The 14,603-nt window shown below is 40.2% G+C and carries 10 protein-coding genes; all 10 read right to left on the reverse strand.

From position 1 onward, the window contains the following. Positions 1-166 precede the first annotated feature (166 nt). Positions 167-604, reverse strand: a complete 438-nt coding sequence (locus DN068_RS07050) for a hypothetical protein (protein WP_110998197.1) — start codon at positions 602-604, stop codon at positions 167-169. A 552-nt stretch (positions 605-1,156) separates the two neighbouring features. After that, positions 1,157-1,855, reverse strand: a complete 699-nt coding sequence (locus DN068_RS07060; RefSeq protein WP_123985267.1) for a hypothetical protein — start codon at positions 1,853-1,855, stop codon at positions 1,157-1,159. Between the two features lie 214 nt (positions 1,856-2,069). Further along, positions 2,070-2,522 carry a hypothetical protein gene (locus DN068_RS07065; RefSeq protein WP_110998200.1) on the reverse strand — a complete coding sequence of 151 codons (453 nt, stop codon included), beginning with the start codon at positions 2,520-2,522 and terminating at the stop codon, positions 2,070-2,072. Positions 2,523-2,599: 77 nt separating this feature from the next. Further along, positions 2,600-3,400, reverse strand: a complete 801-nt coding sequence (locus tag DN068_RS07070) for a hypothetical protein (RefSeq protein ID WP_110998201.1) — start codon at positions 3,398-3,400, stop codon at positions 2,600-2,602. Between the two features lie 45 nt (positions 3,401-3,445). Next, positions 3,446-3,979, reverse strand: coding sequence for a type II secretion system protein GspG (locus tag DN068_RS07075; protein WP_110998202.1), 534 nt, complete (start codon positions 3,977-3,979; stop codon positions 3,446-3,448). A 97-nt stretch (positions 3,980-4,076) separates the two neighbouring features. Beyond that, positions 4,077-4,604, reverse strand: coding sequence for a type II secretion system protein GspG (locus DN068_RS07080; protein ID WP_110998203.1), 528 nt, complete (start codon positions 4,602-4,604; stop codon positions 4,077-4,079). Positions 4,605-4,625: 21 nt separating this feature from the next. Next, positions 4,626-9,116, reverse strand: a complete 4,491-nt coding sequence (locus tag DN068_RS07085; protein WP_110998204.1) for an RHS repeat protein — start codon at positions 9,114-9,116, stop codon at positions 4,626-4,628. A gap of 18 nt (positions 9,117-9,134) precedes the next feature. Further along, entirely contained in the window at positions 9,135-12,545 is a 3,411-nt protein-coding gene (locus DN068_RS07090; RefSeq protein WP_110998205.1) for a hypothetical protein, read from the reverse strand. Between the two features lie 56 nt (positions 12,546-12,601). After that, positions 12,602-14,098 carry a hypothetical protein gene (locus DN068_RS07095; RefSeq protein ID WP_123985268.1) on the reverse strand — a complete coding sequence of 499 codons (1,497 nt, stop codon included), beginning with the start codon at positions 14,096-14,098 and terminating at the stop codon, positions 12,602-12,604. Positions 14,099-14,342: 244 nt separating this feature from the next. Continuing rightward, the coding region (locus DN068_RS22235) for a hypothetical protein (RefSeq protein ID WP_207798867.1) at positions 14,343-14,603 on the reverse strand (261 nt) is incomplete at its 5' end.

A 14,603-nucleotide genomic window follows, 5' to 3' on the forward strand; every position in this document is an offset into this window, starting at 1 on the left:
TTCAATCTCTCCAAACGTCTTTTTGTCTACTTGATTAAGTCCGTTTGAAACCGGCGAGCTAGCACCGTTAGGCAGTTTTAGAAGGTCGCACCATAGCCTGCGTCTTCCTTCTACGCATAAAAAACGATCTGCGAAACCCAGGCGATTTCCATTCCTATCTTTCAATTTAGTCTTTTGAAAAAGTTATGTTGCCTATTGTTTCCGTAAAGGAAGAAATATCCTTTTGATCAAGGTAAGTCAGCCATTTACAATCGCCGTCTAAAATAACGACGAACCAGGCAGGAACGCCCTTGATCTTATGACGGTACAGCATAACAGTGTTGGTCCCGGCATTTATTGAATAGCTACTATCTGCGACCTTTATTGTGCCACTATCAAATCTGGGACTAAACACACTTAGAAGATATTCCTTCGTATAATCTTTGATGACAATAGTTTCGCGCTGCTCCGCATATTGCGTTTGGGCCCCCTCTCTGTGATATTTTTGCTCCAACGTGGTCACTTCAATTTTTTTATTGTCAATTACACGTGCCTTGCATGCACCACCTTTCGCATGACAGTCGAAAGCTAATAACAATAAAACTGCTGTAAGTAGGTTCATCATTGCATTTGTGTTATTCCGGTTATGTTTTCTTTTTTAAAACTATGTTCATTTGTTTAAAAGTTAGAAGCTAAAAATGGATTGAGATCAGTGATCTGTAGATCGAGCCTTCCATTCATCGGATATTCATTTTTTACTTTCCTAATTTGATTTTCGAGCACCACAATGACCAAGAGCGAACTAAATTTCATCGTCATCGTCAATATAACAATCCCGCCACCTCAGGTATATCTCTATATTTCCAATCCCATGCTTTAGATGAATATGTTTATGCTTATGACATGTCGCTTTCACATTTATATTTATACTTTTTTCAAAGTATTTCCATTCAATAATTGCTCTGCCTAAAGAATCAGTTATCCCTATTACACGAGTTTTCTCAAATTGGATCAAAGCATTAGGCCAAGGTCTTCCAGTCCGAGAATCAAAAACAGTAATTCTAAGTGAATCACCTTCACATAAGCCGAATACCTTGCTAGATAATAGCAGACACGGAATTAAAAAAATGACCAATACCAATATAAACTTCGGGATTAACCGCTTTTTTTTCATGAATTAACTCTTTTCAATCACTTGCTTCAAAAGATTTTGATCGTAAGCTTTTATATTTTTTCGCCTGCTGGAAATCAGTAAATATAAATTGCCATTCTTTTTAAAAAAAAGCAACGTAGCTGGTTCCATCTCATCTGCACTTCCATTTCTCTTTACTTCTCCGATAAGATCAATACGTCCATTAATATCGTTAGAGATGGAAAAATTTTGAAACTTAAAATAAAAACTAAGCAAACTATCAGTGACAACTTCTTCTTTTAATGAGTCGCCAAATACTGTTAACCGCAACCGAGTAATTGAGTCTGGCTTCCCCTCCAAATAATACAAATCGTATTTATCCGTTGCCGCATTGCCATAAACTTTTAAATTCGAGGTCTTATGGCTCTCTTCGAGAAAACTAACACGTTGTTTTAATGATTCGTTCGACACCCGTCCCATTTTATAGATAATCACCTCGGTGTTTGATCTTAAATACATTCGCGAGATAGTATCCCTCACATTACTGCTAAATGAAAAAGCAGATGCTACATTACGTACGTCCTCCTCTTTGATTAGAGCTAAATATTCCTGCGGAATAGTATAAGAAAAACCCCATTTTTCACTTTTAAAGACCCGTGCCATCCTGATTGTCTTAACACTTATAAAAAATACCACTGCAACAAATGCAGTTACAACAAGTATTATTCCTGTTTTTCTATTCACTGTTTTATATTCTATTAAATTTTGGATTTTACTTCAACAATGCTGGGATAATTTCTGGTTGGTGTGTTGTGGGATGATACTGCTCCACGATACACTTATGCGCACTTAAAGGGAATTCAAATACGAACAAAATTCCAACGCAAACTGAAGGGGCATCCGAATTCATCAAATAAGACAGACGCTACAGAATCTTTTGTATGATTTCAACATTATCTTAATCATACAGCACATGCAAGTTATCCAGTATATGATGGCGATACAGATCCATAATCTGCTTTCTGTCTGCTCGGTCCAATTCATCCATTCGATACCATTTGGAAGCATCCTTTTGCAAATCTTTAATATTCATAAGTGCCAAAGTAGTTTTGTCCTCACCATAAATCCTGGCAATACCTAAATGAAAAATTACACCGTCTACAAACATATATATATGATACCAATAATCCGGGGATTTACCATACCCATCATTTAGTTGTAGATCTTCTGGTGGGACATAATGCCTTTCATTCTTTACCATTTCTATACAACCTATCAAACTGTCTTTTTCCATGGAGAAATGAAAATCCTCTGTATTGGCATAACTACCGGGCGAGAAAACTTTTGCCAGTCCGATAATGATAGCAACTCCGGCTAGTACGGATAAAACTGCAATTATAATTTTTTTCATTTTAAGGTTTAGTTATACCGGCCGCTACTGCAACAGCGTCAGACCCTTTGCTGAACAATTGTTATTCTAGAAACTAGCTACGGCATTTTTATATCACATGTGGTAATACGAATACGGCCATCTTCTTTCTTAAAAGTTAAGGTTTCCAGTGTTTTACAGTGGCTTCGTATGGCTTCATACTGCAAATAATATTCCGACTTAGAGTTTGTGCCTTTTACAATCAGAGTTTTCCAATCCAAAAGTTTGTAGCTAGTAATTATTCCGCACATACCTTCTATATTTTTGTATAAGGCTCTTATTTTCGATGTATCAGTTACTTCTAAAAATTTCTTGGTATAAAAACTGTAAGAGCCTGTATGATCACCCTGCTCCAGCCGATTATAAAAAGAATCGGCTACAGCTTCCACTTCCATTTTATCTTCCTCACGATCTTCGTAAGTAGCATTGACATTACAGGATGCCAGCAGTAAAACTACCAGCAACTTGTTCCCTTTGAATATCGCTTTCATTTTTCGATTAGTAAATTTCGTGTAGTCAAAAACACCAAGGAATTGATATTCGCCAACTATATCTCTCCTATAGACATTATATTTGAACGTATTGTCGTCCTTTTGAACGGAATCGCCAACTTCCAATTGATTTCTTGCCGACTGAAAAAAATCAATTTTCAAACCATTAGTCAATTCATGAGTGGTAAATCTTCCACCATCTGTTGATGAGGCAGTTAAGACTAACGAAGTAAAACTCTTAATATAAAAATCATTTCGATTTTTACCGTCCCTAAGAAGCGAAATAATCCCAGTCCAAATAGCAGCGGCAATGACGATGATTAATGCTAAAATTTTTAACCCTAGGGGCATTTTATAAGTGTATTTCATAGCAGTTTTCAAGCGTAATAAAAAAGCAGCTCGGGTTCTTAAATTCTATTGCTTTTTTACAAAACCATATTTTAAGTTTCCTGTACTTAAAACTGTAGGATAAATATCATCCTTTGTATTTGGCAAGCAATCTTCGCCCGCAGAAAACACTTTATAGCCTTCTGGTAATTTTTGATATTGGTAACGAGCCTTAACGCTCTTACCCATTCTACGACCTACTAGCGGATCATGATAACTTACGCTTGAATCAACCGCTTTCAACTGGGCTAAACTATCCGGGTATTGCCCTTCTTTGATTTTGTATAGCTCTATTACATTGACGAGAGAATTTAGTTTTGTTTGCGACATAGAACCAAATGCCTCTGCAGATCCCTTTCCATATTTTAAATCGTATGACAACATTGAATAGAACACTACTGTAACAATTACACCTGAAACTCCAATTAATGTTAGTTTTTTATCGTGATATTTAAAGATGCTGTAAAAAATCAATGCAGCGCCCACCAATAAACCAACTAATGGAATCAAGCAAAGCAAACCCAAAATATAAGGTGGCCTTTCATTCGATTTTTTTTCCATAGTTCAAATAATTTAAAATAATTACCGGCATCAGAAGTTGAACACTCATGTATTCAACTTCTGATCACGCCGGCAGTTTTGGCAAGATTTCTTAAGATTAATTTTGCTTTTTTACAAAGCCATATTTCAAAGTCGCACTACTCAAAACAGTTGGATAAATATCATCTTTGGTATTTGCTACTCCGTCAACGCCAACAGAAAAAACTTTGTATGAATCTACCATGTTTTGATATTGGTACGCTGTATTGATATCATTATCCATTTTGCGCACCAGTAAAGGATCATAATAATCAACTGATGGGTCCATGTCATCTAATTGAGCTAGGCTATCAGGGTACTTCCTTTCTTTTAACTTATATACCTCAATAGTATTTGCCAATTTATTTAACTCATCCTGAGAAAGTGCACTAAAGGCAATTGTTGTTTTTTCCCCATATTTTTGGTAATAGAACATCGCTCCACAAACTGTTACTGAGATTAAAATTCCTCCCAATCCAATAAATGCAAAGAGCTTGTTTCTGTATTTAAATATGCCTAGTAAAAGCATGGCTACTCCTACAAAAAAGCCAATTATTGGAAATAAACAAAGTATGCCGATCAGATATGGCGGTTTATTATTTTTCATAAGCTAATTTTACAAAATTATTTAAAACGCAAATACTACCGGGATTGCTGGAATCGTAAGTAACAAAAATGTCCCTGCTCCAATGTTATATCCATAGTCACTACCTGATACTGATCCTTTATGATCTGTGTAGCTACTACCGACATTAATTGAACCGAATCCATTCCCTAACCCAAGTCCCCCATGAGCTTCAAATCCAAATGCTCCAAGCCCAGCTCCCCAAGAATCATCTGCAAAATGCCCAATTGACACCACTCCAAATAAAGTAATTGTAGTAGCCTCCCTTCCCAAATCCATCGAAGAGTGATCAATATTGACTAATCTACCAGACATTCCGGTTGTTTTTCCCCTAAAAGATGACATTGTAAACTGGTTACCTAAAACATCAGGAACAGATTTAACATCCTGATATTTGAATTTGTTAGTCGTAGTCATTCCACCTAGGTCAAAATCAATGCCAACAGGAGTGAAGCCAACACGACCGTTAACCATTCCATCTAAACCAGACTGAAACGGAACACCATGCCAAATATCTGCGATGGCCAAAGAGTTTGCTCCGGGCAACGAATTTTTATATCCATTGTACGTATAATCTGTGAATGCCCCTTTTTCGGTGGCTCGGCTGTAATACCCAAAACTTTGATGGGCACTCGACCAAATAAAGCCATTAGGCAAATTTGCCAGATTATGTACGTCCGTAATTCCCTGCCCGGGAGTATATTCGACTTGCCCAACAGCTCCAAGTGTTCCGATATCCGCATCACGATCAAATATTGTTCCGCCACCGGAACCTGCCCCCCATGCGACAGCAAATCCATTATGTGGTATACCGTCCATCCAATCAAAATCTATAGAATTATACTTGATACCATGTATATCACTGCCACCAGTGCCCGCGCCGTTGGTTTGCGTCCCCATTGGGTCCACCAAGTTAGCAGGATTATTACCCATACCAATATAACCACTTGAAAATTGATTTACCGGATCAATACTCCAGAACCGGCCCAATTGCGCATCGTACTGGCGCGCATGGAAATCGCTCAGCCCAATACCGAGTTCATCATGTTTCTCATTACTCTGATATTGAAATTTATTTTCCAGAGGTGTGTTTGATCCCATATCTACAGCTAAGCCATGCGGGTAGTATTGTTGTTCCTGCAACAATCTGCCACGTTTGTATTGTACATAAAGATTATCAAAATAGACATCGCGGAACTGTTCATTACTTACATAAACTGCCAGATATCCGTTTATGCCAATTTTAATGCTGTTTGGAGTTCCAAGTGTCCGCCAGCTACTACCACCAGCACCAATCTGAATAGCACCGCTCTCTTCCTGAACGATCTGCATATTTTCGTCAAAGACAACATAGTTAAGATAAGCGCGCGGTAATGCGGGGTCTGTTGCCTGTTCCTTTAGCGCATCATAAACATTCATATAATTGTCCGGTGTGAATAGGCGGGTTGCAAAATCACCCGGGTTTACACCTTCTCCACTTGTAAAATTAGCGCCCATTCCACCAGATAAAGTACCAATAATACTTTGCATCATACTACCTGCATCTGCTGCTACGTTATCGTTCCCATTCCCTTCCTCATAAAAACTATTACAGGAAATATCAAACTCGTCGCCAGACATTACTTTCGTCAAAAAAGAAGGGCCTATGCGTCTTGCCGGATCAGATCCATTCAGTCGCGTACACTTCAGATCATTCAGGTTGTTGGTTAGTGGATTGTCATCACGTGTCGGAGCAATACCGTCGAAGAATTGAGCCTCTCTGAATGCCACAGCAATTTCATTCGTGTTCAAATAATTTAACATACTCCCATAATCAACGGTAACTGTGCTTCTAACGTTACCGAGGTGATCCCTTACAAAAACATCATTTTTAAACATGTTGCTGTCCGGCATCCATCGTGCCCGCCCCTCCTGATTAAGCGCATACAAAAGGCTATCGTTTCTGTACACAAAATTGCCCCAATACCGGTAGTTGTCAGTCTGCCCTGTATTGTTATCATAAATGCGTTTTTCAAGTAATGTACCATCAGAAGCATATACATTATCGATGGTACCTTTTTGGGAATTGACCGAGGTCGGCAGGTTAAAATAATTGTAAGTAATATAATCGATCCCTTTATTCCGATCCGTCACCATGTTGCCATTCGCGTCATAGTTATAATCGGGAATATAACCGCTGTTAAACCCATCCTGAAAATCTCCAAGGCCATAATTCGCCGTGATGCCGTCTGTTACTTTAGTAAGTTGATTACTGGTATGATCATAACTATACTGAAGGTTATCAATATCCGTGTTCTGGTTATTTGCAACGCCTTTTTGATTCATGGTAAGCATATTGCCATTGGCATCATACGTAACATTTGATACGGAATAGTCTTGATAGTAATTTGTCCAGGCCTGATACCCGATTCCATTTACCGATGTAATAAACTGATTAAAATCTGCTGAATTCAATTGTCCAGCCGGATCATAGTTATAACCGTAGGATTTAGGACTTGACTGAGCGCCTGCGCCACGCCATACGAAACCAGCGATACTACCGTCGTTACGTGGCCTTGAAAAACCGTAGTCATAACTTAGCGTCATGCCGAAATTCATCATGCCGTTACCCTGACAAACGGGGTTGAAAACATAATCTTTATTAATCCCGGTCAACTGTCCTCTGATGTTATAATCGAACCGTTGCTCTTCTACTTCACCCATAGTATGTACCGAAAGTCGTCCCAATCCGTCAAATACATCTTGCGATAGATTCAGCCAACCACCAGCGTCTATTTTTTGAGCTACAGTCGTAAGCCTATTCAGTGTACCATCATAAATAAATTTGGTCATTATTTTTGTCCCGTTCTTGTTAGCACCGGACCATCCCTGATGATCACTGATGGATAAAATGGTTCTGCCGGCAAAATCATATTGCAAAGCCGTATTATCCCAGAAACCGTTAGTATTGTCCGCGAAAGGGTTTTGGGTTTGTGTTTCGATTACCCGGCCAAAACGGTCATAGAAATAGACGGTATTAACCCAGCTTCTGGAATAAGGACTATTTTCAATAAATGTCCTTTTGCCGGTAAGTAACCCATTTACATTATTGGAAACCTGAGGCTGAATAGTACCTGCAAAATTTAAATAGTCCGGTCCGTAGCCGACAAAGGATCTGCCGCTAATATCCGGATGAAGATCGTATTGATCATAATAGTAGATCTCATAGACTGTTCCATCAGAAAGAGAATTATTAAGCATCGTTTGATAATCGACGGGATCAAACTCAGCAATAATATAATGTTCTACACTGTTTCCATACGTCCCCGTAATACCCTGCAAAATCTGATTCCAGCCGTCATAGTCATATGCTGCATCGGTAATCCCCGTCATTGCAATCCGTCCTTTATGATCATAAATCGTAAACGCCCACTTGTTGTCTGCAGCCATTGTCGACGTCTGTTTTAGCACTGGCCGGTGTTTGGCATCATAGACAATATATTCCGGATTTGTTTTTCCTGGTGTAGTCGTCTTACAAACCTGCCCGTATTCATTATATGTATAGGTATAGCAAAGCCCGGAAAGTATTTCGGGCGTAAGTGCCCAGCCGTTGGCTGAGGCAAGGTCTACGGCCCTAGGGGGAATGACGCAAACTAACTTCCCGAAGCTATTATAGACATAATACGTCCAAAGAAAATCCAGCGTGCCGCCACCATACGTCTTCTTGCAAACAAGTAAATTATCTTTGTCATAAAACTCTTCAGTGTAAATTCCTTCAGCATTTACCGTCGTTTTTTGAGTTAACGTATTAGGGCCATAGGTAGCATTTGTATAATAGTCAAAATAGGGCGACGCATATAAATCCGCAGCTACCCCCCAAAAACGGATATCTCCGTTTGGATAAGTTTGAATAGATTGATCTGCACCTCTATCATTTCCGGTGAGTGACACACCCGGAGCATATGTCTTCCTATCAAATCCAGTAGTCGACGATCGGCTGTATGCAGTTTTTTGTTCTGCAGGATATAACCCGAGGTAATAGTTTTCCTGATCGGCAAATGGTTGCATCTGAAAATGAGCCGGCCCAACATTCTTTGTCGAAACCGCATAAGGTAAATACTGGACAGGATTGTTTGTCGCACGGTTATCGACAGGCGCAACCAGGTCAAAACTTGCATTGGCACATCGCTCTGTTTTCTGAAGCACATTCCCCCACCCATTCAGATACGAAGTCTGAATACTCGCGCTATTCTGAGAATTTAGTCCAAGCTGAGATTCATCTGTCAGCGGTTGTGTCATCGCCCATGTTCTGACATAATTGAAACTATTTGGCGATGTGTTCCCATTGGCATTATAAGGATTAGGAAGCGTTACAAAAGTAGATTGATGGACTGATGGGCTAGTTTTCCCGTCCGGCGCATTACCATTTGTTGGAAACAGCTGATATTGGCTATACCCTACCTGATGCAATGCACAAAGTGTGAATAGCGCTATAATTGATTTTATTTGTTTCATCTTTCTGATTTTTAGAGTTTAGTTGTCCTGACCTTGCACTACCGTTTTACTGTATTTAATGATGTTTTTGTCAATATCCTTAACGGTTGTCTGGCGGCCCATCGCGTCGTATTCAAAGTAAAGGATGTTGTTGCGTGCGTCGCACTGACTGCTTGGTCCAATCATCGGCTCATAAGTCGTAGTTGCCATAGATGCACCAACGGGGTACATACGCAATTCATCTATTTTTGTAAGGATCGATGACGAGGTTAATACAAAAGGATTTCCGGTACCGGTGACTATCACAGAATATAAAGCCCAAGAACCAGGAAATCCAACTGACGCAGTACTAGGCGGGAACGACATCAATTGCCCATTTTGATAATATTTAGGCGTGGTATTCGCCCAAAGGGAAACAACATAGTCTTGACCATATTCTAACTGATTCACCGAGGATATAGAAGAGTTGCCGAGCTTATAATGACAACGTCCCGTAACAGAAGGCGTTGCCGATGTCCCATAAAAAATTTTAGATGGATCGTATTCCCAATTACCTTTATTGGCATCCTGCACACCACTTGCCGCAACTTGTCCTTCAAAGCTGGTATAGGCTATCTGAGAAAAGCGCGCATTGTCAACACTAGCCACTTTTTGTCCTATTCTGCTATCCCATATGGACGCACTATATCTCTTCCCGTTTTCGTAACTTGTTTCAATTACATTGGTATTGTCGTCGTAAGTATAATGCTTGTCAATAGTTGCAGTTGGAGAATATCCGGCACCTGCAGAAAGGGGATGTTCCGTCTTCCATGTTGCCAAATCATTAGGGCCAGAATGCCATCCCGGCTCGGTTGAAATGGTATACCCAACTATATAGTTAATACCATCGCCTAATACACGTGTATTTTGCTGACCAATCAGAAACTGATTATTAACTCCGTAGCTATAGGTATTTAGAGTGCTTTTTTGCAAGCCTCTACTGTCGGTAGAAGTTGCGGATAGTAAATTATCCCGCCCATCGTAAGCAAACGATTGCACGTCCTGGATACTTCCATTTGGATAATATTTTGTCTGTACTGTTTGCGTAAGATTTGCGATGTCATCATAAAAATAATCGTACGAAATTGATACTGTCGAATGATTGATATCAGCGTAATATTGACCGGGTATTGGATTTGGATTGCTAACTACATAACTATATGTGTTAACAGTACTACCCACAACGTTATTTGTATTATCGTAAACCTTCTTCCCCAGCAACATTCCGATCTTCGTTTTACAAACACTTGCAGGTTCTCTATAATAAAACACATCGTTGTTATACTGGCCATCATTTCCCTTGGGAACAATTTTTTTGACATTCCCCATTGAAGGATCATCCAAACTGATTACGTTAGAAAAATCATATTCTATTTTCCCTAACAAAGCATGTCCAAAACCATAAGTGCTTTCCTGCACAACAGAATAGCCGTGATTAGAACCTCTAAAGCAATCTTGCGGCGCAACAAACTTATTAGAATATATCTTTTCGTAGATAGTTAAAGGTGGCGGATCTCCGGGAGCACCGTTAACTATCGTCGGATACCACGTATGTCCCCCTTTTAATAATCTTTGCCCAGAAGAATATGTATATACGGTCGTGACATCATTAGAATTATTGTAACCATCCTTGGTGATGACTGAATCAACGATTAATCCATCAAAACCGCCAGCAGCTTCTAAATGTGAAAAAAGTGGATAGCCCGTCCAGTCAAAATTATCCAAAGGGGTAATGCCGTAATAAAATTCCTGACTCCCGCCCATTGCGTTTGTCACTTTTGTCAAAACACCAGCTTGCGTGTAAGTAAAGTTGGGCGATTTATCAATTCCGTACATACCTGAATAATTCTTGCCGGAAGCAGTTTGAATACTGACTGCATGCAGCGCTACGGCGACATTAGGAATATTAAAAAAGTTTTGGCCATTGTTGGTAGTGTAACTTAATGGCCAGGAAACAGCGTTATTGTAAAACCCATAATAATCTTGTTGCGGCGATAATCGGGGGGGCAACGGCGTAGCATTATACTGAAACGAATAATAAGGTTCTACTGTCACCCCATCATAACCAACCTTGGTAATGCTTTGCAGACAAAGACGAAGACGCGTCTGCATTTCATAGGTCCCAAATGATCCTTCGTTATACGAATTGTAAATCGAGTTGCAAGAAGTACCATATGCTATTGAAGTAGCTGTATTATTGGGATGTGGCGCATGTGAATAGTAATGATTGAATACGTACTTAAAAGAATTAGAAATATTGTTATCCAATTTACTGGAAATAGAAATCGAATTAAGCACGTAGGGACCTGAGGTAAGATCGCATCGTAATTTATTCGGATCGGTCTCCATATTAAAGTTTACAATAGTTCCGTTGGGGTACTCAATCCTACTAATATGAGACATAACGCCCACCCAATATTGAGTCGTTGTGTCCATAGAGATGTCACCTGTAGGGGGATTGTGTATAGGGTTTGCGCTATTCTTAACCGAGTCATTAAATATAGAAGACGTTGTATAAGGATATGTTTCCCGTACCTCACAATGTTTATAATATGGATATACATGTGATATCTCTGTGTAATAATACCTAACAATAGCCCCTGTGTAGGTAACAATTTTATTTAATCTCCAAGAATCAACACTTTCATAAGTAAACTGATCTAACAACCCCGGCACCTTATAATCCTTGCTACTATGATCCCCTCGTTCGAAATAAAACACGTTACCCTGTTCATCTGTAATCTCGAATGTTAAAACATGCTGGTTCATATTTTGGGCGACGGCAGTATCTAAAGAATTACAATTAACGTCGTTACCATCCAATACCATTTTTATTTGCACCTCACATTTTGGAGAAATCGCGACCTGACATTGTCCGGTTGCCAAATCTTTTTGAATAGTAAACGTTAACACCCTACCAGCAAGGACTGCCGTAAAAACATCATTCTGGTATGATTCCTTTTGCATATAATATGGCGTAGGAACAGGCAGCGACACCCATGATCCGCGCTGCTCCGGCACTGCCATGATTGCGTTATTAGGTGCATTGTTATTGACTGCCCTGATAGTCATCTCATCTTCGATCCCATGTACCTCCCTGGTGATATAACTGTTTGCATTAAGTGACCAGCCAAGTCCAATTGTCGAAGCAATTTGATCCACCTTAATACCTTGAGTGCAATAACTAACAGACACACCGAGATCAAGACCGTCTAATGAGTAATCATAGATAGGAATATTTACATTGTTTATCCCTGTAAACAAATCCATACTTCCGCCATTCCTTGAGGATGCATTCCCCTGTATGGAAGTGCTCGGCAACTGAGCCGCATCAGGTCCAGGAGCGTTCTGCGCATATAATACAGCACTGCTGACGAGACCTAAACCGGCGAATAAGAGTTTTAGTTTCATTTTTTGTTTTTCTATTTTATTTATTTAGTTAGTTAGTTAGTTAGTTAGTTACTTATTTAGTTAGTAGTTGCAAATCGTAAAACAATCGGACTATTCATCCCTTTCTCCTTCCACCACACATCATACATCACTTGTATCTGCCCGTTCCATTTGCTGTTGAGTTTATAGCTTTTGGTAAGGCCGAGGAGTATCGACTCGTTATAGTTGGTGGTATTATGGCCTCCCCCAGCCCCTCCAAAGGAGGGGAGATCTGTTGGGTTACCGACAAACGCTGACTCTTTATACGTACGCTCATAACCGCCGTACGCACCAATTCCGTAAATGAATTTGTATTGGAGATAACTTCTGAGCGATAGTCCCTGAAAGCTGAACTTGATATGGTTCCAATCCTGGCCCATGCCAATGTTTAATGCGGTACCGATACCGTAACTAAACTTCGGCGTTTGCCGGTAGCCAACCATCACTGCGCCCTGTATCATTGCAGGTTCGCCGGCAGGTGTAGCACGGGTGGTTTGCCAGTTGTATTGTTTTTCCAGGCGCTTCCAGAACGGGAGACCGCGCATCGGATTTTTGTTGAGCGGAACCGAAGGCGCTTTGATTTGAGATTTGACGGATGTCAATTGACCTTTCGTATCTGCAACTTGCTGCTTCGCATCTTTAACCTTTGCAGTGACATCATGGGCCTTGTTTTGCCAATCAGCTACCTGACCGCCCATCATATTTTGCACTTGTCCGATATTGTTGCCAAATTTCTGCTGCAACGCTTTGTTGAGCTGGTCTTTGGTCTGATACCCCATCTTTTCAAGATCAGACGCATTCATGCCCGCCTGCATTCCACCAACGGCCGTGCTCTGCGAAATCGTCTTATCGAAGCCTTCTGAACCTTGCAAATACTCAAGGGCTTTTTCTTCAAGCTTGGAAGGATCTTCGGCAACCTGTTTCCAGGTGTTCATTCTGGCTTTGCCGTAGAAAACATCCTTCTGAATACCGGCAAATGAGGAAAGATCATTGTTCCCAACAATCGATTTCAGATTATTGGTTCGTTGTGCGATTAGTTCGTTGAGATAATCACGATAACTGATTTTTTGCTGCAGGGATTGCAGTTCGGTACTGTATGACGCTGTACTGGCAGCGCCTTCAGGAAGCATGGAAGATTTGGTTTGTACAAAATTGACAACGCCCTTCAGGCTGTCGAAAACGGCATTGCGCCGCCTGCCCATCTTTGCAACAGCTGCGTTAGAGTCTGCGTTTGCCAGTCTGCTGATAGAGTCATAACTAAGGGGCTGATTTTTCAGACGTGCACATGCGGCAGAATCGGAATGACGCAGCTGATGCTGCAGTTTTGTTTCTTTTTTCTTCAGCTGGCGCAATAAATGATCTTGCTGACGTGCCAGCCGCTTGCTGTATTTATCCAGCGAACGGATGTTCAGGTCGAGATAGCGTTTGCCATAATACACTTCTGTCGCTTCTTCCTGTCCATACACGGCGGAAGATGCAAGCGCAAGCAAACAAAGAATCAATAAGGGCAGCCGTAGGCTTATAATTCGGTTCATCTGGGTCACAGAAGTTCTTAAATCGTGAAGCAAAATAGTCCCTGAGCCTGCAGTCAATCTGCAGACAACATGATTATCTTCTTCCCATTTATCGGGGTCAACTAATACTGGTGTTTATACGAAATAACGGGCATCTCGGGGGGATGAAAATGCCGATAGAGTTTTTGGCGAATTTTGATTTCTCTCCCAAACCAGAATTCGGGCACAAAGGAAAAACCATTATTTAAATTTTGCAAACGATTCGTTAAAGTTTAGAAAACCCCAAACGGTTCATCTTTTCTATTGAACAAATAAAAGACTTAACCATAGCATCATGGAGAGAAAATGACAATTTGTAATAGCAAAAAACATTTCTCATATATTTATTTTTGCTGCGGCGGAAATCATCTGATGTTTGTACTAAATCCTCAATTTTTGTTAGCAAAAAAAAGCGAACCTGTATTGCTTTCATAGTAGCACAAGAGAGCTTTATACTATGAGCATAAAAAATACGGTCCTTTAGATT

Origin of the sequence: Taibaiella soli (assembly GCF_003236175.1) — a bacterium.
In the GTDB taxonomy this organism is placed as follows: Bacteria; Bacteroidota; Bacteroidia; order Chitinophagales; family Chitinophagaceae; genus QKTW01.

Bases quoted from the DNA above. Each gene is read 5' to 3' on its own strand.
- DN068_RS07075 (WP_110998202.1), bottom strand. From the start codon at position 3,979: ATGGAAAAAAAATCGAATGAAAGGCCACCTTATATTTTGGGTTTGCTT.
- DN068_RS07095 (WP_123985268.1), bottom strand. From the start codon at position 14,098: ATGAACCGAATTATAAGCCTACGGCTGCCCTTATTGATTCTTTGTTTG.
- DN068_RS07070 (WP_110998201.1), bottom strand. From the start codon at position 3,400: ATGAAATACACTTATAAAATGCCCCTAGGGTTAAAAATTTTAGCATTA.
- DN068_RS07080 (WP_110998203.1), bottom strand. From the start codon at position 4,604: ATGAAAAATAATAAACCGCCATATCTGATCGGCATACTTTGTTTATTT.
- DN068_RS07065 (WP_110998200.1), bottom strand. From the start codon at position 2,522: ATGAAAAAAATTATAATTGCAGTTTTATCCGTACTAGCCGGAGTTGCT.
- DN068_RS07085 (WP_110998204.1), bottom strand. From the start codon at position 9,116: ATGAAACAAATAAAATCAATTATAGCGCTATTCACACTTTGTGCATTG.
- DN068_RS07050 (WP_110998197.1), bottom strand. From the start codon at position 604: ATGATGAACCTACTTACAGCAGTTTTATTGTTATTAGCTTTCGACTGT.
- DN068_RS07090 (WP_110998205.1), bottom strand. From the start codon at position 12,545: ATGAAACTAAAACTCTTATTCGCCGGTTTAGGTCTCGTCAGCAGTGCT.